This window comes from Candidatus Ruminimicrobiellum ovillum (assembly GCF_002392975.1).
GTDB lineage: Bacteria > Elusimicrobiota > Endomicrobiia > Endomicrobiales > Endomicrobiaceae > Ruminimicrobiellum > Ruminimicrobiellum ovillum.
This window is the reverse complement of record NZ_DGIC01000010.1, coordinates 127,618-152,493: the sequence shown is the minus strand read 5'-3', so window position 1 is coordinate 152,493 and position 24,876 is coordinate 127,618. Positions and strand designations below refer to the sequence as shown.

Genomic DNA, 24,876 nt, shown 5'->3' with positions numbered 1-24,876 from the left:
AGTTATCCTCTTTTTATTTCTTACCTAATTGTCCGCATGCCGCACCGATATCCAAACCTTTAGGTTCTCTTATGTTTACCGTTATACCGTTCAATTTTAATATTTTTTTGAAATTTAATATTGATACTTGTAACGGAGTTTTGTAATCGAAACTGTTAGTTTCGTTGTAAGGTATTAAGTTTACCTGCACACTCGGATTTACAAGTCCGTTTGTTTTCATAAGTCTTGCAAGTCTGTGAGCGTCCGTTGATGTATCGTTAAAATCTTTCAACAAAATATATTCTATTGTTACTCTTGAACTTGTTTTTTTAAGATAGTATTTGCAAACATTTAATAAGTCGGATATTGTTGTACCGAAATTGTTGGGAATTATTTTTGTTCTTTGTTTGTCGTCGGTTGCGTGCAGTGAAAGCGCAAACCGTACACCGTACATTTCGTTTGCAAGATTTTTTATTGCCGGAATTATTCCCATGGAAGAAACGGTAATATGTCTTTTACCGATATTCATTTCTTTTTTTGATATAAGAGTTTTTATTACCGATGTTAAATTTTTATAATTCAGCATAGGTTCTCCCATACCCATAAACAAAATACCGGACACTCTTTCTTTTATATCGTTTTCTATGTGCAAAATTTCTTCCAAAATTTCGCCTCTGGATAAATTTCTTACAAATTTAGTTTTGCCGGATAAACAAAATTTACATGAAACGGGACACCCTACCTGCGTGGAAATGCAAACTGTTTTTTTGTTGTCCGCAGGTAAACATACCGCATAAATATATTTGTTGTCGTAAGTTCTGAATGTGTAACGGACCGTTCCGTCAAGAATGGATTCATCTTTAATTACATTGGTAAAACTTCTTAACGTAAAAGAAGATTCGAGGTTTCCTCTGATATCTTTGGATATGTTTGTAAATCCCTCAAAATCCAAAACTTTTTTTGAGTATATCCATTGAATTATTTGGTCTGTTCTGTAATTTTCGCTGACGATAGGTTTTAAGACAGAATATAATTGTTTAGGTTCTATATCAAGTAAGAATTGTTTTTTTTGTTTAGCCATTAATATATCACCTTCGGAGTTCCTTGATTACTGTTTTTAAAAACTCCGGCCATTTCTTCAAGTTTTTTTATTCTGTTATCTATAGGGGGATGAGTAGAAAATAACCCCTGCAAATTTTTACCTGTTAAAGGATTAACTATAAACATGTGTGCGGTAGATTCGGATACATTGTTTTGTTGCCTTGAGTTACCGTAAGCCAACTTTCTTAATGCTGAAGCAAGTGCCAAAGGGTCACCGGAAATTTTTGCACCGTCGGCATCTGCAATATATTCTCTTGATCTTGAAATTGCCATTTGTATAAGACTTGCGGCAATAGGAGCAAGTATCATTAAAAGTAAGGTGATAATCAGGTTGGAATTGTTTCTGTCGTTTCTTCCTCCGCTTAACACAAGGCCGAATCTTACAAGATACATAATTGCACCCGATAAAGTTGCCGCTATACAACTTATTAAAATATCTCTGTTTTTTACATGAGCAAGTTCGTGAGCCAAAACTCCTCTTAATTCTCTATCATCCAATAATCTTAAAATGCCTTCGGTAACAGCAACGGCTGCATGTTGCGGGTTTCTTCCCGTAGCAAAAGCGTTCGGCATATTTGTGTTTATTTTATAAATTTTCGGAACCGGAATTTTTGCCTGCATGGCAAGTTCCGTTACTATGCTGTGGAGTCTGGGATCTTGTTCCTGAGACACGGGTTTTGCTCTATATGCCGCAAGAACCATGGAATCGGAAAAAAAGTAAGATATAAAATTCATTACTATTGCTAAAATTAAGGCAATTTGCATACCTTTGACTCCGCCTAGAAGTTCACCTATAAACAAAAAGAAAACCGTCATTAATAATAACAGAAAAAAAGTTTTAATTGAATTTCCGTTCATTACCAATACCTCTTACGACAAAAATTATTATCATATTATACTAAAATTTTTCTCTTTTGTTTGAAAAATATTGTGTAAAAATTATAAAATATACAAAATGTCTATATTATCTAATTGTGAAATTAAATGCAGTTGCGGAGAAACTTTCGAAGCGGAGCTTTGGAAGGCAATAAATGTGTTTGATGATCCCGATTTAAAAGAGGTCCTTTTATCGGGCAGATTTAACACGGTAGAATGTCCGAAATGTCATAAAGTTTTTTATCATGAACATTTCTTTATGTATCAAGACCTTCAAAACGAACTTATTGCTTATGTCTATCCTAAAGAAGATGAAAAAAATGCAAAGAGTTTAAGAAAAAAAATGTTGTCCGATTTTACCGCTCTATCCAAAGAAATAGAGGAGTTGGTATCGATAGATTTTGAACCCGTAATATATTTCGGTGTGGAAGATTTAATAAATACAATAAAAAACGAAGACTATATAAAAGACGAAATAGATATATTGACTTTTATCGCAAAAAGAATAGAACTTGATTTGATAAAAATAAAACCGGCAAAAGCAAGAAATTTGTGTATATTGCATACGATTCCCAAAAGTAAAAAATCAAGCGGTGATATAAAAAAAGATATTGTTTCGGGATTGGAACAGTTGTTAAAGTATAACCCTAACTTAGCCGAATACGAAAATTTTCTTGCAAGAATAAAACAAAATCTTTCTTGTTTGGATGAAATTCTCTTACACAAAAAAGAAAAATGACGGTAGAACAGGTAATAGGAATTATCTTAATTTTGATAAATGTACCTTTCGGTTGGGGCGGAGCTTTGGTTTGCGGATATTGCGGTCAAAAAACAGGAAAAAAGTTTTTTTATGTTTTATCGATCGCTGTATATATATTATCTTGGATTATGCTTGCTGTGGGTGTTTTGTTGTGCGGAAAGCCGTATGCCGAGTATATAATTGAAAATTATGTTGCAAAATATATAGTTCCGGCAGTTTTTGTTACTCTGGCTATTGTAATAGTGTTTTTGTTTGTTTACAGAAAGAAGATATTTAAAAAGTATAAAAATGAAAAAACTTATTGATTTTTCTTATTGATTTTAGTTGACAAAATCATGTTTTTCTTATATACTTTTATAGATAGTAAAAGGGATATTTTGTGATAAAAAAAATAACGGCTTTAATAACTATAGGGTTCTTGTGTGTCCAACCATGTTTTTGCATGGACGAGTTTCTTGAAGAATGTCTTAAACTGGCACAGGCACGAGACCAAAAAATAGCGGTAGCAGCGGAACAGGTGGATTTAGCTCAATTAAGAGTTGTAAATTCCATCCGTTCTCATTTCCCGCAGTTATTTTTACAGGCCGAACAATCGAAAGGTAAAACAGCTTTGTATTCCGGCATGTCTGACAGCAGTATAGGAAGTGAAACCGAATATAAATCGGAAAGTATAGGTGCAAGAGCTACAATGCCTATATATACCGGTGGTGCAAATAAAGCTAATTATAAATATAACAAAATGATGAAAGATGCCGCAAAGTATAATTATACTAAGGCTAAAGAAGACTTGTATGCGAATGTGAAACTTGCTTATTACGAATACCTTACTTTAAAAATGGAATATGCTGCTTTAAGTAAAGCTTTTGAACAGGTTGAAACTTTATTTTTAAAGACGAGAGTTGAATATAAAGCTAAGGCTATATCAAATCTTGACTTGGCCGAATCTGAAAATTTTAGGGATAAAGTTGCAAATTTGTTAAGCACTTCAAGAATAAATCTTGAATTTTCTACACAGAAATTAATAGAAACCGTAGGTGTAAATACGTTGGAAGAAATTCCGGCAACCGTTTCGGATGAGTTGCCTTCGGACGCTTTTGAGATAGCTTTTACGGCACAAGATTGTGTAAGTTTTGTTCAGTCTAATAATCTTGATGTGCAACTTGCAAGATTACAACTTGAAATGGCCGAACAAAAAATCAAAATAAGTAAATCCAAAGTTCATCCTCAATTGGCATTGGAAGGTTTTTACGGAAAAACAGGAGAAGCTTTTATTACCGAACCGTTAGATCTTACCACTCAGTGGTCTTTAGCGGCAAAACTTTCGTGGGGATTATGGGGAAATTCTTTAGCTGCAAGTTACAGTATGGATAGAACGGATCCTGCAACGATTGTTGATGCAAGTAAAAGAGTTGAAGTTGATACGTTGTCTGTTCAATTAGGTGTTTTAGATGATATACAGTTTTTTATAGATGCTAAAGAAAGTGCTGTTTCTCAAAGACAATTAAATGCAGAATTGATGGATTTGTTGAAAAACAGCAGACTTTCGGTTGAAAAAGCATACAATGAATATATACTTTCTTTGAATAATGCAAGAACTACCAGAAACGAGTTAACCGTTAAAGAAAGAAAACTTGCACTTATGAAAAAGAGAAATGATTTGTATGAAATAGAAACGGTAGCTTTGATGGAAGAAAGTTGGAATTATGCCGAGGCTATAGCAGCTTTTGCGAAAGCTCTTTATTCTAACCATGCGGCAATAGTAGAGTTGGAAAAACTTACTTTAATGAGTTTAAGATAATTTTTTGGAGGAATATTTTGAATTTCAAGTATTTATATTACAAGTTTATAGAAAGTGTTACTTACAGGTACAATCAAATATCACAAAAGTATCCTAAGTTTAAAAGAAATGCAATAATTACACTTGCATGCTTGGGTCTTATTCTTTTGGGTATTTTAATTTATTTCGTTTATTTTGCAAAAGAAAAAGTTGTCGAAGAGAAACAGGATATGATAACGGTGAAGGTTAAAAAAGCTAAAAAAGAAGATTATAAAGATACATACACTACAATGGGAACGATAAAAGGTGCCGTTGAAAACGAAATGAGATTTGAACTTGACGGGCAACTTGCATCTTATAACTACAAAGAAGGTGCAAGACTTAAACAGGGAGATGTTATTTGTTCTTTGGATCCTAAAGATGCAATGACGAAAGCGGACTATGCACAAAGTAAATATAAGAGTGAAGTTTCCGCATATAATTCAGCTATGGAAAGATACAAAGTTTATGAAGAGTTGTACAGAATGAAAGCTCTTTCGGAAAGTAAATTATATGAAGCAAAATATGAAATTCAATCTGCCCGTTCGAAGGTAAAAGCTGCTTTATCCGAATTGGAACTTTCTCAATCGAATTTGGCAAAAACAAATATGTTGGCACCGAGTGACGGAATTTTGGCCGAAATAATAATAAAACCCGGCGATTATATTACACCGCAAGATGTTATAGCAAAATTTATCAGTGACAAAGGAACAAATTTTGAAGTTGATATTCCTGAAAAAGATGTTCATAAACTTGCCGTAGGACAAACCGTAACCATCAATTGCGACTCTTACCACGGTAAAGAATTTTATGGCACATTAACGGAAATCGCTCCTACGGTTAAAGAAAGAACGAGAACATCAACAATAAAAGTAAGTGTTGAAAATGATGAAGGAAAATTAAGATCCGGTATGTTCGGAAGAGGAGTAATATTACTTAAAGAATTGAAAGATGTTATGCTTGTTCCAAATGATAGTATCGTCTCTTTAGGCGAAAATGCATTTTTGGTTCCCGTAGTTTCTCCGGATTACAGAACACCGGGTGAAGGAACAATTTTGATGAGACCTTGCCAGTTAGGCGAAAAATTGACGGATAAAACTGTTGTTGAACAAGGTATCCAAATAGGTGAACTTGTTGTTATAGAAACCCAGGGACAATTAAGTGACGGAATGAAAGTTAAGTTCTTGGAAGCAATAGAAGATACTGTTGATACAACACCGAAAAAATAAAGATAAGTTTATAGGATGATAAACTTTTTGCGGAACAGAAAGTTGGTAAATTGGTGAATGGTTTGAACTATATATCCAAATAAACTAACGGATAGTCAATAGTCCGTAGGGCACCGATGTATATTTTTGATATGCAATTGCAGTTCAAAGGATAATAAATGATAGAATTCGGAATAAAAAAACCGGTAACAACTTTAATGCTTGTTATTGCCATGATTTTATTTTCCGCTATCACAACCTTTAGAATCCCCGTAGAATTAAATCCAAGCGCACAATCCGGTTTAGTAAGTGTTATTACAAGACTCAGAGGCGGTGTTGCCGCCAGTGAAGTTGAAAAATATGTAACAAAACCGTTAGAGGAAGTTTTTGCGGAACTTAACGGTTTAAAAGAAATGATTTCTTCGTCCAAAGAATCGGAATCAAATATTATGATGATGTTTCATCATAATGTAGATACGGATTTCATTGTTATTGATATAAGAGAAAAAATAGCAATGATAAAACATAACCTTCCGAAAGAGACAGAAAAACCTATTATTGCAAAATTCGAACAATCTGACAGTCCGATATTGATATTGTCTTTAAGCTCCGAAGAAAAAACGCCTGAACAGTTAAGAGAAATTGCCGAAGAACAACTGAAAGAAAAAATTATGAGAGTGGCAGGTGTTGCAAATGTTGAGTTCGGTGGCGGAAGAGAAAGAAAGTTCTTGATAGAGATGGATAATGCAAAACTTTTGGGATACAAACTTTCCATTCTTGAGGTTGTTCAAAAAATCAATCTTGCAAATTTATCGATTTCCGCGGGAGAAATTACAAGAAACAGTAATAAATTCGTTATAAGAGCTACCGGTGAATACAACAGTATAGAAGAAATACAAAATACTGCCATAGCTATTACTCCTTCAGGTTCAATAGTAAGAATAGGAGATATTGCCTCTATAAGAGATTCTTATTATGAACCGACATCTTATTCAAGGCTTAATGTTCAGGATGTTGTTTCCATTTATATTCAAAAAGAATCTACCGCAAATACTATAACCGTTGCAAAAGAAGCTTTACAAATTATCGATAAACTTAAAGAGATTTTAGATCCCGATATCAATATAACTATAGTTAAAAATGATGCGGAATATATTCAAAAAGCAATTTCATCACTCGTTGAAGCGCTTGTTTTGGGCGGTATAATCCTTGCCGGAGTATTGTTCCTTTTTATGAAAAATGTAAGAAGTATTTTTATAGTTGCAACAACAATGCCGTTAAGTTTGTTTATGTGTATCATTCTTATGTATTTCACAAACCAAACATTTAACATAATGACGTTGAGCGGTCTTGCCATGGGTATGGCAAATGTTATGGATAATTCTATCGTTGTATTGGAAAATATAGCTTTTCATCATCACAGAAAAACTTTTGCTACAAAAGCCGAACTTGTTGTTAGAGGAACCGCGGAACTTTGGCAACCGATATTTGCATCTACGGTTACGACAATAATTGTGTTTTTGCCGTTAGTATTTTTGGAACCGGAAATAAGGCAGATGTATGTTCCGTTCGGTTTAACCATAACTTTTGCATTGGTAGCTTCGGTTGTTGCTACAATGATGTTTATTCCGGTGGAAATTTACAGATGGCAAAATAAGTTCGATTTGGATTTTCAAAAATGGTACATAAAAGTAAGACATATTTACGGAAGAATATTAAAGTTTTGTTTTAAGTGGCAAACTTATGTTTGGTTATTTACGCTTCTTTTATTTTTATTGTCGGCAAAAATAATGATGACGAGAGATTCCGAATTTATGGATCCGGGCAGTGTTAACACTTTTCGTATAGGTGTACAGTTTCCTCCCGCAACAAGAATAGAAGTTTCAAACGAAGTTGTAAGGAAAATGGAACAGGCTTTAATGAGTTATCACGATTGGGTTGAAAGAGTTTCTTCGAAAGTCGAAAAACTTCACACATTTGTTGAAGTAACCGTTTATGAAAGAGCGGAAGAATTTAAAGAAGAATTTAGAAAAAGGTTCGGAGAATTTTCGCCGGCATTTGTATATTTTCAGGATTCGCAAAGTTCCGCTTCAAAAGAAATATATGTTGATTTTTACGGGCAGAACTATGATACTTTAAAACAACTTGCATTTTCCGCTTCCGGCAGATTGCAGCAGGTTAAAGGTCTTACAGATGTTAAAATAAGAATGAGAGAAGATGAACCCGAAGTTATTTTAACCGTTGACTATGACAGATTGGCGGTTTTCGGGTTAACTACATATTATTTCAGTAACACATTACATTGCCAACTGAGAGGTCTTATTGCAACACAGTATAGAACCGAAGGTAAACAGATAGAAACAATATGCAGACTCTATCCCGACAGTATAACAAATGTTGAACAAATACCGTTTATAGGAGTCGTTAATCCGAGAAAAGATGTTGTTTATGTCGGGCAGGTTACCGATATGACACAACTAAAATCAAATCAGGAAATTTGGAGAAAAAATAAAAAAAGATTTATACAGATAAGTGCAAACAGGGCAAAAATAGGACTTACAACGGCAGCAGAAAAAATAAAAGCGACATTAAAAGGTGTGGCTTTTCCTCAGGATTATTCTTTTAATATTTCCGGTGATTATGAAAAAACCGTTAAAAACAGAGGACAATTTATGCTTGCCGTTGCACTTGTTATTATACTTATATTTTTTGTTCTTGCATCCATATTCGAATCTTATATGCAACCGGCTTTAATAATGTTTGCATTGCCTTTAAGTATGATAGGAGTAGCTTTTTCGCTGTGGATATTTAAAAAGCCTATCAGTTTGGGAGTGTGGATAGGTATAATGATTTTGTTCGGTTGTATTGTGTACAGTTCTATTATTATTGTCGATAAAATAAACCAGAGACGAGTAGGCAGAACAAATTTGTTGAGAGTTATTTTTGAAAGTTGTAAGGAAAGACTAAGACCTGAACTTATAACCATGCTTATGAAAACATTGGGACTTTTGCCTATGGTTTTAAGTAGAGACGAATCTGCTTCCATGTGGAGATCGTTGGGACTTACGGTTTTATGCGGAACGATAACAGGAACGTTACTTACAATGCTTATAATTCCTACGGCATATTATGTATTGGAAAGGCCGAAAAGCAGTTTTTATAAATTCTTTAAAGCTCTCGGTTTGATGTTCTTATTTAACTTATTTAGTAAAATGTATAAGAAGTTTTCAAATCGGGACAGGGAAGAGTTTGAAAATATATAGTAACGAACGACAATTTATAGTTTACAATTTACAATGTATAATGTCGGTAAAAATTGCACAGCAATTTTTGATAAGTTGTAAGTGTTTTGTTTTGTACAAAATATGATAATTAATTAAAAATTAATAAAGTGAATTTTATCAAAAACTATAAGCTATAAGCTCTAAGCTTTAAGCTGATATAAGAGAGAAAAAATTATGAGTTTATTAAGATTGCCTGTAGATAGACCGGTAACCACCGTTATGATATTTTTATCCGTAATACTTATGGGTGTTATTGCATGGACAAGAATTCCTCAAGAATTGTTCCCTGCAATGGAATACCCTCAAATTACTATTGTTACAAAATATGAAGGTGCAGGTCCTGAAGAGTCGGAAAAATTAATAAGTAAGTTAGTTGAAGAGTCTGCCGGAACGGTAAAAAAAATTAAAAGAGTATCGTCTATATCCAAGGAAGGAGTGTCCATAGTATCATGCGAATTTTTGTGGGGAACGAATATGGATTTTGCTTCAATGGATATAAGAGAAAAAATAGATTTGATAAAAGAATCGCTGCCTAAAGATGCTCTTGATCCTGTTGTATTAAAATATAATCCTATGCAGGTGGAAGCGATGATTTTGTCTGCCACATATAAAGATATGCAACCCACTTTAATGGAAATGGCTGATTTAAGACATATGCTGAAAAAAAACGTGAAAGATGAATTTGAAAGATTGGAAGGTGTTGCAAAGGTAGATTTAAAAGGCGGAGAACAAAAAGAAATTTTGGTGGAAATCGATAAAGGAAGACTTCTTGCAAACCAATTGGCAATTACGGATGTTATTACATCTTTGCAGACCGCAAACATTACTTATCCTGCCGGAACAATCAAAGAAGAAAAACATGAATATATAGTTAAAACCGTAGGTGAATTTAAAGGTATTGAAGATATTGAAAACCTTTCGTTCGGTAAGCAAGATCAGCGAGGAGGAAACGCAAGATACAGAAGAGACAGAACTTATCAAGGTGAAACAGGTGAAAAGATTGTTTATATGCGAGATGTTGCCGATGTAAAAGAATCTTTGCAAGACAGAAAAGGTATGTCCAGGTATAATTCGCAAGACAATATTTCTATCGGTGTTTATCCTCAGTCCGGAGCAAATCTTATAAATATGTCAAAAGTAGTACAAGATAAATTGAAAGATATTAAAGAAAAACTTCCTGAAAATGTTGATATAAAAGTAATTTACGATCAATCAATATTTATTAAGCAATCGTTAACAAGTATATATCAGTCGGGCTTGCAAGGTATATTATTAACTTTTATTTTGTTATATTTCTTCATGGAAAGTTTTGTAGGTTCTGCAATTATCAATACCGCAATACCTATAAGCTTGTGTGTTACATTAAGTATTATGTATTTTCAGGGAATAACAATCAACTCCATGTCTTTGGGAGGATTAACTATCGGTATCGGTATGGTTGTTGATAACGGTAACGTCGTTATAGAAAATATTTTGATGGCACTGCATCGAAACAAACATTTACCAAAAAAAGAATGTATTTATCAGGCCTCATCCACGCTTCTTGCACCTATTTTAAGTTCCACAATTACCACCATTGCAATATTCATACCTTTTGTGTTCGTTGCAGGTATGATAGGACAATTATTTAAACAACTTGCTTTAACAATAACTTATGCTATGATAGCATCTATATTTTCAGCTATGTTTTTGGTGCCGAGACTTTCACTTACGGCAAATGTTCACAATATTTCGGTTACTGCGGGAAGAAAAGCAATACAGGAATATTTTGTTCCTATTTTGAAGTCTACACTTAATCTAAAAGCTTTACAAGTTTTCACTTTTGTACTTTTATATGCATTGCTCGGTGCTATGATAGTTTATTTTATACCTAAAGAATTTATGGCAAAATCCGATGAAAGAAGATTTGTTTTAAATGTGGCAATGCATCCGGATACTCCGCTTGAAATTACCGATGGTGTGGTAAGAAAAATAGAAAAAGCAATTTCAAAATACGATGAAGTAAAAGACGTTTCAACGACAGTAGGTTCTACCGGAGAAGATAATAGCGGAGGAGGAATAGAAACATCCGGAAGTTATCAGGCAAGAATAATAACAAACTTAACTTCGAAAGGACTGTCAACAAACGAAATCGTTGCCGATTTAAGCGATGAAATAAAAAAATGGAATATGAAAGATCTTGATGTTGAATTTATTACTCAACAGGGACTTTTCGGCTCCGGTATAGGTTCTACTGCCGGTGTTACGGTGGAAATAAAAGGTAAAGAATTGTCGAAATTAAGAGAATATGCGGATAAATTAAAAAATCAAATGGAAGGTATGCCTCAGTTTTACGGTATCAAAATCGATCCTTCCGATGAAGTTCCCGAACTGAGACTTACAATCGACAGAGAAAGAGCATCATTGTTCGGACTATCTACACAGGATATTGCTGCCATGACTCTTGCGGGAATAAAAGGGTTCGTTGCAACAAAATTAAAACTTCCCGACGATGAAATGGATATAAGAGTTAGAATGCAACCCAAAGACAGAGACACATTGGATAAAGTTTTGGAAATGACAGCATACTCGCAATGGGGTATGACAATTCAGTTAAAACAGATTGCACAAGCAAATTTTGTAAAAACCTTACCTGCAATCAAAAGAATCGAAGGAGAAAGAACATACCTTGTTACGGCAAACGTTAAAGGTAACTTTACTTCAGCTGTAGGAGAATTGCAAGAATTGTTAGATGATTCATATAACAATAAAGACATAAGCACTTTTATTACGGGAGAAATGCTTGCAATGAAGGAAGCGTTGTCTCAAGTATCGTTTGCATTGATATTGGGTATTATAATTATTTATATGATATTGGCATCTGAATTCGAATCGTTATTACAACCTATAATAGTTATGACTGCAGTTCCTTTAGGTATAATAGGTTCTTTATTAACGCTTCTTGTTACGGGACAATCAATCAACTCGATATCTATGTTGGGTATAATAATGTTGGTGGGTAACGTTGTTAATATTTCTATTTTGCTTGTAGACAGATACAACTATCATCTTTCTCAAAATCCGGGCAAATACGATGATATGCTTGAATTAAAAAAGATGGTTGTTTCAACAACGGCAGACCATTTAAGACCTATCATAATGACAACATTGACTACAGTTGTAGGTCTTATTCCGTTGGCACTCGGTCTCGGTGAAGGTGCTACAACCAACCAACCTATGGCTATAGCTGTTTGCGGCGGTCTTACTTTTGCATTAGGCTTGGCATTACTATTTGTTCCGTTTATTTATTTGTACTCTAAAGGTATGAGAAACAGAAGGGAAGAAGAAATAATTTATTAATATCTTGTATACTTAATTATTTTTAAGAGATTTGTTTGTCTTTATTCTTATCTTCTTCTTTTTTCTTTTTGAGATATTTTAAATATTCCGGGAAAGATACTGTTCCGGCCTCTTTTTTCTTTTCTTTATCGTAAATTCTTACAAAAGCACCGTACTTGTTTGTTAATTCTATTTTTTCCAAATCGTCAGACACTTGGTTATCAAACCATGCCGATGCAACAATATCGTTTTCTATTCTTCTTGTTTTTGTTAAAGATACAAGTTCCGTTCTCAATATTTTTCTTATTTCATCGAGAAGAGGGGTAGATTCTTTAAAGACGACATATAATATCACGGGATATTCTTTGTTATATTGCTTTATTTGAACTTGATAGTTTTCTCTGTCTATTGTTTTTATTTGCACATCTTCTCGGTTGTTATCGGTATTTTCGGCAAAACAAAAAGTCGGTAATATAAATAAAGCAAATATGAAAATACTTTTAAATAAATTTTTCATTTTAAAATATCCTTTACGAGTTTATGTTCCAATATTTTTTTTACAACCTGCTCCGGAGATAAATTGTCGGTATCTATTGCAAATGCGCATTGTTCGTATGCCTTTTGTCTTTGAGCTAACAATTTTTTTATTCCTTCCAACGGATTAAGCATTTGTTTTATTAAAGGTCTTGTATCGTATTCATACAATCTTTTAAAAATATGTTCCGGAGATGCATATAAGTTTATTATTATTCCGTTTCTGTTTAAGTTTTTAACATTTTCGGGATTAACTACAACTCCTCCGCCGCAGGAAATAACACTGTCTTCAAGGTTAGATATTAGGGCAATGGTTTCGGTTTCGAATTCTCTGAATTTCGGTTCACCTATTCTTTTAAAAATTTCTTTTATTGATGCGCCTAACTTCTCTTCGATAACTTGGTCCGTATCAAAAAATTGTCTGTGCAATTCTTCGGCCAACAACTGCCCTACGGTTGTTTTGCCCGTTCCCATAAATCCCGTTAAAACAATATTTTTCATTATATTATTTGTATCCTCGATACATAAGCCTTATAATTGTTTTTCATGTCTTCCAAACAATCTCCGCCGAACTTTTCTACCATTGCTCTTGCAAGTTCGAAAGCTACGGCAGCTTCACCAACAATACCTGCGGCAGGAACGGCACAAACATCGCTTCTTACCGCTTCAGCTTTTTCAACTTTTTTCGTATCTATATTTACGGATTTTAAAGGTTTCGATAATGACGGTATCGGTTTCATTGTACAGGATATTTCGATGTTTTCTCCGTTACTCATACCGCCTTCTGTTCCGCCTGCTCTGTTGGTAGTTCTGTAAAAACCTTTTTTATTTGAATAAAAAATTTCATCATGTGAAGCAGAACCCAAAGTGCTTGCAAATTTTGTACCCATACCGACTTCCACTGCTTTAATCGCCTGAATAGACATTAAACTTTGTGCAAGTCTGCCGTCAAGTTTTAAGTCCCATTGGGTATGACTTCCCAACCCGATAGGAACATTTTCGGCAACAACTTTAAATTTTCCACCTAAAGTGTCGCCTTTTGAACTTGCCTGTTTTATTATTTGAATCATTTTTTTTGATGCTGTTTTATCCGGACATCTTACAAAAGACATTTCAGCCAAATGTTGAATTTGCGATTTATCTATGCCCGACATCTTTGCGGAAACTTTTCCTATTGTTTCAACGTAAGAATAAATATTTATTCCGAACTCTTTTAATAATTCTCTGCAAACTGCACCTACTGCAACTCTTGCGGCGGTTTCTCTTGCGGAAGCTCTTTCCAAAATGTTTCTGAAATCATCCACACCGTATTTCATAAGCCCTGCCAAATCGGCATGGCCCGGTCTTGGTTTTTTTAGATGTTTACCGTCGATATCCACGCTTGTCGGAGACATCACCGATTGCCAATTTTCCCAATCTCTGTTAAAAATAAAAAGTGTTATCGGTGAGCCCATAGATTTTGCATACCTTACTCCGGACAAGATATGAACCTGGTCTGTTTCTATGTTCATTCTTTGTCCTCTGCCGTAACCTTTTTGTCTTCTTGCAAGATCTACATCTATATCTTCCGTATTTATGTTAAGTCCTGCCGGAATACCTTCAAGTATCGCTACTATTCCTTGTCCGTGCGATTCGCCTGCTGTTGAAAATCTTATCATATTATATCTCCTAAAAATTATCGTATTGCTTGTATTGCACTGTGAACATTGGTTACACCGATAATTTCAATTTTACCTTTATAATTTAAACTTTTTAAATTGCTTTTCGGGATAATCGCTTTTTTAAATCCCAACTTTTCTGCTTCGGTTAGTCTTTCTCTTATTTGGGATACCGCTCTTACTTCACCCGCAAGACCGACTTCACCGAAAATAACTGTTTTGTCCGGGCAAACAACTCCGTTGTTTGCAGAAGCAATTGCACATGCTATAGCTAAATCCGATGCCGTTTCTTTTATTTTTATGCCACCGACAACATTTATAAACACATCCTGATTATCAAGCGGAATACCGATTCTTTTTTCAAGCACGGCGATAATTATTATTACTCTGTTTAGATCGTACCCGGAAACCATTCTTCTCGGTAGTCCGAAATTTGTTCTTGCAACAAGAGACTGTATTTCTATAAGTAATGGTCTTGTTCCTTCAATTGAAGAAGTAACCACATTTCCGGCAACTGTATTTGAATTTTCGCTCAAAAAAATAAGTGACGGATTTTCTACTTCTTTTAATCCCTCCGCTTTCATTTCAAAAATACCAATTTCACTTGTCGGTCCGAACCTGTTTTTATATGCTCTTAAAATTCTGTATATTTGTTGTTTTTCATTTTCAAAATACAAAACGGTATCAACGATATGTTCCAAAATTCTCGGTCCCGCCAAATCTCCGTCTTTAGTTACATGTCCCAATATAAATACCGTTATATGTTGAGATTTGGCTATTCTTAAAAGTTCCGCGGAACATTCTCTTACTTGCCCAACAGACCCGGGAGCCGATGAAAATTCCGGATGATATGTCGTTTGTATTGAATCTATAACCAAAAATTTAGGCTGTATTTTGTTTATTGCGGCAACTATATTTTCAAGGTTCGTTTCGGATGCGAGAAAAATATTGTCTTTTGAAATATTTAATCTTTCAGCTCTTGATTTTACCTGTGAAAGAGATTCTTCTCCGGATATATATAATACTGTTCCTGTCTTGGAAAGAGCTCCGGAAATTTGTAACATTAAAGTTGATTTTCCTATTCCGGGTGCACCGCCAAGTAAAGTTAAAGACCCGGGAACAATTCCGCCGCCTATCATGTGATCAAATTCTTTTATTCCGGTTTTTATTCTTTCAAAACTTTTAACCGCAACATCATTTAACGGAAATGTGCCGGAAGAAAAACCCGTCAATTGTCTCGTTGATTGATTGGAAGATAAAATCGGTTCTTGTTTTTCTTCTACGAAGGTGTTCCACTTTGAACATCCCGGACATTTCCCGAGCCATTTCGGGGATTCGTAACCGCAACTTTGACATACAAATACTGTTTTAACTTTTTTGCTTTTCACAAAACTATATAGATTTATTAAAGTATGAAATGTTTATAAACGGAAGAATTTACACAAAATATGTGCAGTTTTTTTCTATACCTCAATACCTCTATTCCTCCATCCTTCAGGTGTTTATTTTGAACTTGTTGCAGCTATACCTGCAACACCGAATATACTTGCAAGATCTTCATCGGTAACTTTAAGTTTAATGTACGGCATAACATTTGTTTTTGTAAGTGTGTCTTCAACCTGAACACCGATATATAACCAGTTGAAAATACCGAGTCTTGCACCGAGCACAACATTCGGTTTATCTTTATCCGGATCATCTTTCTTGGCTGTTTCCGTTCTGAATATTGCTTCGGCATTAATATAAAGTCTTCTCATAGGTCCGTATATCTTATCAAAAGGAGACCAACCTACGCCTACCCCGCCTTTACTTCTCATAACACCGCCGTAAGCTTCAAAGTTTTCCGATCTGAATCCCATGAGAGCATCAATTTTGTTCATATTATTTCTTTCAAATTCGTCATCTTCATTTGTATAATTACCGATATTATCTATACCGATATAATAGAATTTATGATTTGTAGGTCTAAACCTTATGCCGAAAGAATTACGATATTTTTCGTTTCTTGTATCGAATTTGCCCATGTATTCCCAATCGATTTCAAGTTTCTTTGTTTTGGATACAAATTCTTGTAATTGTTGAACCGTAACTTTAATATCGCCGACGGTATCTTTAAGTTTATTTGCCATTTCTTCATCGTTTATTAACGTGGAAATAGTTCCGTCGCCTTCACTTACTTTTGTTACCAATTCATCGATTCTTTCGGAAACTTTTTTAAGTTCAAGAACAATGTCTCTTATATCTTGTTTATTTTCTTGAGTTATACTATACAGGTTAGAAGAAAAGTTTTTGAAATTGTCGATAACTTGTCCGATTTGTTTTTCTTTATCAGAGATTGTTTTACTTACTTTTTTAAGATTTTCTACAGTATCATAAAGGTTTTGGAAGAAATCTTTATTTAAACCGCTGGAAGCACTGCCTAAAACTTCATCAACTTTTTTTACCGCATTTTCTATCAATTCTTCAAGAGATGCTCCTTTTGCGGCATTAATGGTTCCGCCGGGTTCTATAACGGCATTTGTAGGAGTTCCTTGAGTAAGTTCTATATACTTTGTGCCTATTATTCCCATAGAAACTATTTTTGCTGTTGCATCGGAATATAATGTTATGTTTCTATCTATAACAAGCACTACTTTTGCTTTGCCGTTTTCCAAAATAATATCTTTTATGTTACCCACATCAACACCGGAAATTTTTACTTTAGATTTTTTCGGAAGACCGGCAGTATTTTCAAAGTAAGTGTTAACAACATACTTTGAGGTTAAACTGTAGTTTCCCAACATCATTATGGTTATAAGAACCGCTACTATGCCTATAGTTACAAAAATTCCAAGCTTTAATTCGTTAGACACAAGAACCCCTTAAAATACAATTTATAATTTACAATGTACAATTTATAATTAACTGCAAAAACTTTTAAAATTTTCATTTTAAAGGAACATTTCTTCCAATTAGTGCATTGCAAAAGACATTTCAACCGGTATCGGTCCTACACTTGAACCGTCAACAAACTGTTTTAACATTTTATCGTTAACCGATTTAGGATCAGCGATAGTCTTTTTCAGCTTTTCTACCGTTCCTTCAAAAATAACTTTGCCTAAATACAACATTATTATTCTATCCGCTATTTTATAAGCGGAATTCATATCGTGAGTAACAACTATGGATGACACTTTTAATTCTTTTTTCAAATGAATTATAAGTTCACCTATAACATCGGACATTATAGGGTCAAGACCGGTAGTCGGTTCATCGTAAAAAATATATTTCGGTTGATAAGCTATCGATCTTGCAAGTCCGACTCTTTTTTTCATACCGCCGCTTAATGCGGAAGGTTTTAATTTTTCTATATCGGAACTTAATCCGACCATATTTAAACAAGAAGAAACTCTTTTTTTCATTTCTTCTTCGGATAAATTGGTAAGATTTTTCATTCCGAAAGAAACATTTTCTTCTATTGTTAAAGAATCAAATAACGCTGCTTCCTGAAACAAAAAACCAATCTTTTTTTGAATTTCTCTAAGATTTTTTTTATCGGTTTTTGTTACATCTATACCATCGATAATAATCTTACCTGAATCCGGTTTTATAAGGCCTACGAGATTTTTAAGTAAAATACTTTTTCCCGTTCCGGACCCGCCTATTATAACAAGAGTTTCACCGTCTTTAACTTCAAGACTTACACCTTGCAACACTTTTTTTGTTTCAAAAGATTTATATAAATTTTCAACCTTTATCATTATCTTATTATTTTATAATTTTTATATTGATTTTCCAATATGTTAATAAAAAACGGGAAGAATTTAAACGGCAATTTATAATGTAAAATTTATAATTTATAATTAACAACAACAGCGAATGATAATTTATAAAAAACAAAGGAACGGAAAGCTTTTCCTTTCCGTTCCTAACATTAATTATACATTGTACATTGTAAATTATAAATTGTCTTTCTTTTCTTCAACTTTAGGTTGTTCTTCTGTTTTCGGAGTGTCGCCTTTAGCTGCTTCGTCCGCGTAGTTCATTTGCAAATTGGAAATTGTATCTTCCAGTAGCTTTTCTTCCGTTTTGGTTAAGTTTCCTTTGGTTTTATCTCTTAACATCAAAAGCATATCAATCGTTACTTGAGCAGACTTTAAATCTCTATGTATTTTCCCGTCCATTTGACTTGGTACTTTACCTAACTGTTGCCAACATGCGGAAGCAAACATAGATATTAAACTGAATAAATGTTGATTAAGTTCTTTTGGATCCATTTTTACTTACCTCTTTATTTAAAGAATTTGTCTATGGTTATTTGTATTCTTTTTAACACTTCATCTTTTCCCATAACTTCCATCATGTGGAAAAGGCTCGGTCCTTGTGTTCTTCCGGAAATTGCAACTCTTATCGGATGGAACACTTTACCGTTACTGAAACCTAACTCCACCGCCAAATCTCTTGCGTATTTTTCAAGAGCTTCCGGTGAAAAATCTTGTTGGTTAGGTAATCTTTTTAATGTTTCTTCCAACACAACTTTAGAACTGTCTTTTTTTGTTTCGGATAACAAAACTTTTGATACCGCTTGTTCATCAAAAGATAATTCTTTAAAGAAGAAATCTACAAGTCCCGGAATATCTTTTAACAATTTTATTTTTTCATGTTCCAAAGATATTGCTTTTTTAAGTAACTCTCTGTCCCAATCTTTTATCAAATCTTGTTGGTTTGTATATTCTATCCAATCTATAAACAAATCATAAATTTCCTGGTCTGATTTACTTCTGATATACTCTCCGTTCATCCACAACAACTTTGAAGGATCAAATGTTGCAGGGCTTGAATTACATCTGTCCAACGAAAAATTTTCTATTAAACTGTTGCCGAAAAATAATTGTTGGCTGTCTTCCGTTGACCATCCTAAAAGAGCCAAATAGTTTATTAATGCATCTTGTAAATATCCTTCTTTCCTGTATTCGAGAACGGAAGTGTGACCGTGTCTTTTTGAAAGTCTTGCGCCGTCTGAACCGAGTATCATGGATAAATGTGCAAATACAGGGGGTTCCCAACCTAAAGCTTTAAATATGTGAATTTGTCTGGGAGTGTTTGAAATGTGATCGTCGCCTCTGATTACATGTGACATTTCCATTAAATGATCATCTATTACACAAGCAAAATTGTATGTAGGAACACCGTTTGCTTTCATCAAAACAAAATCGTCAAGCAAAGCATTTTCAAAACTTACATGCCCTCTGACAACATCGTCAAACTCTATTTTGCCTTCTTTAGGCATTCTGAATCTTATAACTGCAGTTCTGCCTTGTTTTTCATATTCTTCCTGTTGCTCTTTAGTTAAGTTTGCACAATGTCCGTTATATTTAGGAGGCTGTTTTGCAAGTCTTGCCTGTTCTCTCATTTTTTCCACTTCTTCCGGTGTGCAATAACATTTATATGCATAACCTTTTTCAAGCAGTATATCTATATATTTTTGATATATTCCATGCTCTTTTCTTTTCATTTGATAATAAGGAGCATATTTTTCAAGTTCGTTTCCCGGACCTTCATCCCAGTTAAGTTTCAACCATTTCATTGCATTTATGATTATACCCGTTGAAGCTTCCGTGGATCTTGCTTCATCGGTATCTTCTATTCTAAGGATAAATGTCCCTTTTTCTTTCTTTGCATAAAGATAGTTAAAAAGTGCTGTTCTTACTCCGCCTATATGTAAATCGCCTGTAGGTGAAGGTGCAAATCGTACCCTAATACTCATTTTATTTCTCCTAAAAAATATATATAGTTTGTATATTATACAAAATATTATTTAAATAGTTTAATTTGTGTTAAAATATTAGTATGAAACTTTTTTGATGCTTATTTTGTCTAAATATTATAAAATAAGTATAACAAGGGAGGGATTACAATGAAAAGCATAAAAATTATAGTAGGTTTGTTTTTGATATTTGCTTTACCTATATCATCTTTTGCCGTTCCGCCAAGCAGAGGACATGGCAGTACACCGCCGGCACCTGCACACAGTGGCGGTCATCACGGACATCCCGGAGGACATCCTGGCGGTCATCCCGGTCATCATGGCTATCATCGCAATTATCACGGTTATTATTATAGCGACTATTATACAAGAGATGCTTTTTGGACATTTTTAGGTTTTTCCGCATTAACGGCTATTGCTGTTGCCGCAAGTACCTCTAAAAAGAAAAAAGAAAAAGTGGTTGTTGTTGAAGAAAAAGAAGAAGAACCGGAAGATTTAACTCTTACGGCAGAACAGCAGGCGCAGTTACAAAAATTGTTTGACGAAAATAAAGACTATATTGCAAAGTTAAGAACCGAAAAAGATTCGAAAACGACTGCTTTGGAAAAAGAAAAAAGTAAAGCAAAACCGGATGAAGCAACCATAGCAAGTTTAGAAAATGAAATTTCACAGTTATCAATGAACATATTCAGAGTTACACAAAATACGAAAAAGCAGATACAAACAATACTTACTCCCGCACAATATGAACAATATGAAGATGTAAGACTCTAAACTGCAATATATAATGTACAATTTATAATTAACGACAAACGGCAATTTATAATAACAAAAAACGGGAAGAAACCTCTTCCCGTTTTTTTATTATAACTATAAAATATAAACTACTAAAACCGCTTTGCTATTTTTAGAAAGCGTACTTTATTCCTAAATTAAATCCTACTCCGCTTCTTGAACCGCTCTTTCCGCTGACTTGTCCGTAACAGCTCCAAGGACTATTCAAGAAATCTTTACTTACTCCAACCCCATACTCGAAATAAGGATCCATTTCCAAACTTTTTACTTTATTTCCGTTTATTTTTGTTGATGTTTCACCTGTGTTTATTGCTACATCAAATAATCCGTATGGTGCCCATCCGTTTGTTAAACTTAAATCCAATCTTAGTCCGGGTTGAATTAATATATTACTTATTCCGTCGTCTTCTATTTTGTTACCTTGAACATTTGTAAAGTCACTTGAGGTTAAACCAATATACATCAATATAATGTTGGGTTGCAAAGTGAAATTTTTTCCCAAATCAAAATCGTAACCGGTTTTAAGTCCTAAAGAATAAGTAATGTTTTCAATATTATCCGAACCTAAATCATTATCGGCAGTTACTTTGTTGGTTCCCGCATTAACAGTTGCACCTAAATACCATTTATCTTTGATAATTGTTCCGGTTATACCTAACATATAATTTGTTTGATTCATTTTTACAGAATCGAATTCTTGTTTTCCGCCGGTATATCCCAAATAAAAAGATAACAATTTGTCTTTCCCTACCGGCAAATCTATTCCCGCAAGAGTTCCGTACATTGTGTTATCCACTTTCGAATCGGCACCTACATCAACCGTATCGCTTACAACATAAGGTCTTAACCATAATGCTCTTTCAATACTTCCGTTTTGTTCGAAAACTTGGTTGGTGTTTGCTGAAGCATATAAAGGTGTTTTTGCAGCTGCTCTTGTTTGTGAAACTTTGTTATCCATGTTTGCAAATGATTGGTTTGCTATCGTTACTTGCGCTAAATATCCGCCGGCCAATCCCGATACTGCAGATTCGTTGGATATAGGATTTTCTTTACCTTGTATAAAATTCATGTTACCTGTTTCTTGATCATAAGTTACATTATATTCATACATGGTCGAATATGCTTTATCTACAGATTTCACAATACCTTTTAAAGTATCTCCGGTTATAAAATCTAAACTTATTTCTTCTTTTTTGTCAGAATCTTTCGTAATATTGATTGCTGTTACATTTACTTTTCCGTCTCCGGAAAAATTGTTTGCCGTTATTGTGTCCATTTTTTCATTCTTTAAATCGGCATCAACTTTTAAATTCAAGATATCAGACACTTTCAAACTGTTTGCAAATTCATAATCTTGTATTATGGAATTTGCAAAATCTATTGTTGCACCGGAAATATCATAGGTGCAGTTTGAATTAAATAAAGTTCCGTTTTTTCCTAACTGCACATATGCTCCGTTAATATTTATTTTTCCCGTGTAGTCGGACATATCCGCATTCAATATTATTTTCGAAAAATCGTCAAATATACCTAAAATAACATAATCATAAGAGTCAAAACATAGTTCACTATCAGAATCATAAGAAACAAGCTTATCGTTAAAAATTACATTTGCGGCACCGGTTACAAAAGTCATCCCTCCGCCAACATTAAATATTGCGATATCGTTTCCTGTAAATTCAACATCTTCACTCATTGCAAAAAATGTTAAGCCTCCATAATTGTATATTGCCGAATTGTTATTATTTATAAACTTTGCCCCATCTCTAAAATATATCCTGGCATTCTCATCATTATATATTGCACTTCCTTGGTTTGCTTGATTGGAAATAAAAATTGGATTTTTTATAAATTCAATATAACTGTCATTATATATAGCTCCCCCGGTGTTTGCTGTAGCTATATTAGATTCAAATTTTGTATTTGCACCAAAACCAATTGCTCCTAAATTTTCTTGATTATATATAGCTCCCCCGGCAGTTGCGGTATTGTTTCTAAAAGTAACATCGTTACCTACACTTATACATGAATGTTTTGAATTGTTATAAATAGCACCACCTGATCCGTATGCGGTATTGTTTTCAACTGTTATGTTTGAACCGATTCTTGTATTCCCGTAATTATCAACTACCGCACCATAGTCTCCGTAAAAACCGGATACGGTTTTTATATTTTCTATCATTAAAGTTTTAGAATCATAATCATCGGTACTGGTACCTACGGATATTCCTTTTTTGTTGTTTGAAGTTATATCGTAACCGTTTCCGTTTATTGTAAGTTGTTCGCCTTCTAAATTTCCTAAATTTTGAGACAATGTTTCGTTGTTTGATAAATTATATACTTTGTAAGATGTTGTATCGGTTACAAGTTGTGAAAATGTTTGTGCTTGTGTTAAAACTTCATAGTCGACATCTTTACCATTTGAATTTTCTGTGAATTTTACTGTTTTTCCGTTTTGAGTTACTTTTAAATCTGCATAAAGGTTTGGACAAGGGCCGTTTGAAACAGATATCACAGTAAATGTTCCCGTATTATCGGTTATTGAATTATTTTTAATGTTTACATTTGTTAATGTTATTTTTGAATGATTATCTCCATTTGTAAGAGAAAATTTGTCACCTGTTGATAGATCCCCTTTCAAGTTTGCATCTATTTCCAAAAACATATCACCTGAAAAATTAGCAGATAGAATATTGTTTATGTTTTGGTTTATTAAATTTAAGGTTCCGTCGTTTGATTTCAAACTTGTGTTAGAAATTTTTCCGTCGTATCCCAATTGAAGCGTACTACCGGACACTAAGTATATTTTTCCATTATATCCGGACATGTCCTCATTAAATATCGTTTTCCCGAGACCTTCTATAGATATTTCTGAATATTCATTTTCAGATGTTATTCTATCGTTAAATATTATATTTGAACCATAATCTGAAAATAAATCAATAGTTCCTTCATTGTCATGTATTGCATTGGATACTCCGTTTGCGGTGTTTCCGGTAAACACTATATCTTCACAATCGGCAAATATTTGTAAAGCACCATGATTATATATTGCACCACCATAATCGTTTGCGGTATTATTTATAAATTTTGTTCCGCCCAATATTTCCAAAATACCGTCGTTATATATCGCACCGCCTCTTTTTGCCGCATTTGAATCGAACAGTGCACCTAGGTATATACCAAGTACAGGTTTTTCGTTATCGGAATTAGAAAAGCCGTTATATATTGCTCCGCCATCATTAAGTGCTCCATTATCTATAAATTGTGCATTCGCATAAATAAGTGTATTTCCTCCAAAACAATTTTCTATGGCTCCGCCAAACATCGTAGATGAGTTAAAATTATTTAAAAATTTCACATTGTTTTTTATTGAAAGTGTTCCATCTTCGTTAGCTATGGCTCCCATATAATAATTCGGATCTGCATTTGAGTTAAATTCAACATTGTTTCCTATTACTATATTTCCTTTTTTATTATAAATGGTTCCTCCCGTATTCGATGTAAAAGAAGAGCCGTCACCTATTTTTAAGAAAGCATCTTCAGATAAAGTTATCGCGAAAGAATCATTATTTTTAAAAGTAACATTGTTTAATATTAAAGTTCCTTCAACTCCGAATATTCCAAGATAATCATCCGTGGAAAAATCACTATAGGTTTGTTTCTCCTCTATCAAGGTTTCACCTTCAAGTATATGTCTAAAATTGTTTTCCGTATCCGCAAAAGATGTTGCAGATAAAAAAATAGTCAAAAATAAAGATAATAATAGCTTTTTCATTTACGACCTCCAAATAAAAATTT

Annotated in this window: 18 protein-coding genes; 7 read left to right on the top strand and 11 right to left on the bottom strand. The window is 33.8% G+C overall.

Annotated elements, in window-relative coordinates; genetic code table 11:
- Positions 1–13: 13 nt before the first annotated feature.
- Both rlmN and htpX read right to left on the bottom strand, forming a co-directional pair.
- Positions 14–1,060, bottom strand: coding sequence for a 23S rRNA (adenine(2503)-C(2))-methyltransferase RlmN (rlmN, locus tag B2Y85_RS05275; RefSeq protein WP_372519431.1), 1,047 nt, complete (start codon positions 1,058–1,060; stop codon positions 14–16).
- Positions 1,060–1,938: a zinc metalloprotease HtpX gene (htpX, locus tag B2Y85_RS05270; protein WP_372519430.1), complete on the bottom strand. Its 879-nt coding sequence runs from the start codon at positions 1,936–1,938 to the stop codon at positions 1,060–1,062. The genes rlmN and htpX overlap by 1 nt, the downstream gene beginning before the upstream one ends.
- A gap of 97 nt (positions 1,939–2,035) precedes the next feature.
- Here htpX and B2Y85_RS05265 point away from each other — a divergent pair, with 97 nt between their 5' ends.
- From B2Y85_RS05265 to B2Y85_RS05240, 6 genes are all read left to right on the top strand, one after another.
- Positions 2,036–2,695, top strand: a complete 660-nt coding sequence (locus tag B2Y85_RS05265; protein ID WP_372519429.1) for a CpXC domain-containing protein — start codon at positions 2,036–2,038, stop codon at positions 2,693–2,695.
- A complete protein-coding gene (locus B2Y85_RS05260) occupies positions 2,692–3,021 on the top strand; it encodes a hypothetical protein (RefSeq protein ID WP_372519428.1) in 330 nt (109 codons plus the stop codon). The genes B2Y85_RS05265 and B2Y85_RS05260 overlap by 4 nt, the downstream gene beginning before the upstream one ends.
- Before the next feature lie 74 nt (positions 3,022–3,095).
- Positions 3,096–4,514 (top strand): TolC family protein, encoded by a 1,419-nt coding sequence (locus B2Y85_RS05255; protein WP_372519427.1) that lies wholly within the window; start codon positions 3,096–3,098, stop codon positions 4,512–4,514.
- 17 nt (positions 4,515–4,531) lie between these two features.
- Positions 4,532–5,761, top strand: coding sequence for an efflux RND transporter periplasmic adaptor subunit (locus B2Y85_RS05250; RefSeq protein WP_372519426.1), 1,230 nt, complete (start codon positions 4,532–4,534; stop codon positions 5,759–5,761).
- Positions 5,762–5,919: 158 nt separating this feature from the next.
- A complete protein-coding gene (locus B2Y85_RS05245; RefSeq protein ID WP_372519425.1) occupies positions 5,920–9,003 on the top strand; it encodes an efflux RND transporter permease subunit in 3,084 nt (1,027 codons plus the stop codon).
- Between the two features lie 195 nt (positions 9,004–9,198).
- Complete coding sequence (locus B2Y85_RS05240) at positions 9,199–12,363, top strand: efflux RND transporter permease subunit (protein ID WP_372519424.1); 3,165 nt, start codon at positions 9,199–9,201, stop codon at positions 12,361–12,363.
- Between the two features lie 22 nt (positions 12,364–12,385).
- Here the strand turns inward: B2Y85_RS05240 and B2Y85_RS05235 are convergent, their stop codons facing one another.
- From B2Y85_RS05235 to gltX, 8 genes are all read right to left on the bottom strand, one after another.
- Complete coding sequence (locus B2Y85_RS05235; RefSeq protein WP_372519423.1) at positions 12,386–12,859, bottom strand: hypothetical protein; 474 nt, start codon at positions 12,857–12,859, stop codon at positions 12,386–12,388.
- Positions 12,856–13,377, bottom strand: a complete 522-nt coding sequence (locus tag B2Y85_RS05230; protein ID WP_372519422.1) for a shikimate kinase — start codon at positions 13,375–13,377, stop codon at positions 12,856–12,858. Before B2Y85_RS05230 ends, B2Y85_RS05235 begins: the two co-directional genes overlap by 4 nt.
- Positions 13,377–14,534, bottom strand: a complete 1,158-nt coding sequence (gene aroC, locus B2Y85_RS05225; protein WP_372519421.1) for a chorismate synthase — start codon at positions 14,532–14,534, stop codon at positions 13,377–13,379. The genes B2Y85_RS05230 and aroC overlap by 1 nt, the downstream gene beginning before the upstream one ends.
- A gap of 17 nt (positions 14,535–14,551) precedes the next feature.
- A complete protein-coding gene (gene radA / locus B2Y85_RS05220; protein ID WP_372519420.1) occupies positions 14,552–15,922 on the bottom strand; it encodes a DNA repair protein RadA in 1,371 nt (456 codons plus the stop codon).
- A gap of 114 nt (positions 15,923–16,036) precedes the next feature.
- On the bottom strand, positions 16,037–17,386 hold the full coding sequence (locus tag B2Y85_RS05215; protein ID WP_372519419.1) for an MlaD family protein: 1,350 nt from the start codon (positions 17,384–17,386) through the stop codon (positions 16,037–16,039).
- A gap of 99 nt (positions 17,387–17,485) precedes the next feature.
- On the bottom strand, positions 17,486–18,274 hold the full coding sequence (locus B2Y85_RS05210) for an ABC transporter ATP-binding protein (RefSeq protein WP_372519418.1): 789 nt from the start codon (positions 18,272–18,274) through the stop codon (positions 17,486–17,488).
- Positions 18,275–18,472: 198 nt separating this feature from the next.
- Positions 18,473–18,790, bottom strand: a complete 318-nt coding sequence (locus B2Y85_RS05205; RefSeq protein ID WP_372519417.1) for a DUF1844 domain-containing protein — start codon at positions 18,788–18,790, stop codon at positions 18,473–18,475.
- A gap of 14 nt (positions 18,791–18,804) precedes the next feature.
- Complete coding sequence (gene gltX, locus B2Y85_RS05200; protein ID WP_372519416.1) at positions 18,805–20,280, bottom strand: glutamate--tRNA ligase; 1,476 nt, start codon at positions 20,278–20,280, stop codon at positions 18,805–18,807.
- Between the two features lie 150 nt (positions 20,281–20,430).
- On the opposite strand from gltX, the gene B2Y85_RS05195 reads away from it, so the two are divergent.
- Complete coding sequence (locus tag B2Y85_RS05195; RefSeq protein ID WP_372519415.1) at positions 20,431–21,054, top strand: Spy/CpxP family protein refolding chaperone; 624 nt, start codon at positions 20,431–20,433, stop codon at positions 21,052–21,054.
- Positions 21,055–21,187: 133 nt separating this feature from the next.
- On the opposite strand, the gene B2Y85_RS05190 is transcribed toward B2Y85_RS05195, so the two are convergent.
- A complete protein-coding gene (locus tag B2Y85_RS05190) occupies positions 21,188–24,853 on the bottom strand; it encodes an autotransporter domain-containing protein (protein WP_372519414.1) in 3,666 nt (1,221 codons plus the stop codon).
- Positions 24,854–24,876: the final 23 nt, after the last annotated feature.

What these genes read in the sequence shown, in the direction of transcription:
- B2Y85_RS05195 (WP_372519415.1), top strand. Translation starts at nt 20,431, where the DNA reads ATGAAAAGCATAAAAATTATAGTAGGTTTGTTTTTGATATTTGCTTTA.
- B2Y85_RS05190 (WP_372519414.1), bottom strand. Translation starts at nt 24,853, where the DNA reads ATGAAAAAGCTATTATTATCTTTATTTTTGACTATTTTTTTATCTGCA.
- aroC (WP_372519421.1), bottom strand. Translation starts at nt 14,534, where the DNA reads ATGATAAGATTTTCAACAGCAGGCGAATCGCACGGACAAGGAATAGTA.
- rlmN (WP_372519431.1), bottom strand. Translation starts at nt 1,060, where the DNA reads ATGGCTAAACAAAAAAAACAATTCTTACTTGATATAGAACCTAAACAA.
- B2Y85_RS05265 (WP_372519429.1), top strand. Translation starts at nt 2,036, where the DNA reads ATGTCTATATTATCTAATTGTGAAATTAAATGCAGTTGCGGAGAAACT.
- gltX (WP_372519416.1), bottom strand. Translation starts at nt 20,280, where the DNA reads ATGAGTATTAGGGTACGATTTGCACCTTCACCTACAGGCGATTTACAT.
- B2Y85_RS05245 (WP_372519425.1), top strand. Translation starts at nt 5,920, where the DNA reads ATGATAGAATTCGGAATAAAAAAACCGGTAACAACTTTAATGCTTGTT.
- B2Y85_RS05260 (WP_372519428.1), top strand. Translation starts at nt 2,692, where the DNA reads ATGACGGTAGAACAGGTAATAGGAATTATCTTAATTTTGATAAATGTA.
- B2Y85_RS05230 (WP_372519422.1), bottom strand. Translation starts at nt 13,377, where the DNA reads ATGAAAAATATTGTTTTAACGGGATTTATGGGAACGGGCAAAACAACC.
- B2Y85_RS05205 (WP_372519417.1), bottom strand. Translation starts at nt 18,790, where the DNA reads ATGGATCCAAAAGAACTTAATCAACATTTATTCAGTTTAATATCTATG.
- B2Y85_RS05235 (WP_372519423.1), bottom strand. Translation starts at nt 12,859, where the DNA reads ATGAAAAATTTATTTAAAAGTATTTTCATATTTGCTTTATTTATATTA.
- B2Y85_RS05210 (WP_372519418.1), bottom strand. Translation starts at nt 18,274, where the DNA reads ATGATAAAGGTTGAAAATTTATATAAATCTTTTGAAACAAAAAAAGTG.
- B2Y85_RS05240 (WP_372519424.1), top strand. Translation starts at nt 9,199, where the DNA reads ATGAGTTTATTAAGATTGCCTGTAGATAGACCGGTAACCACCGTTATG.
- htpX (WP_372519430.1), bottom strand. Translation starts at nt 1,938, where the DNA reads ATGAACGGAAATTCAATTAAAACTTTTTTTCTGTTATTATTAATGACG.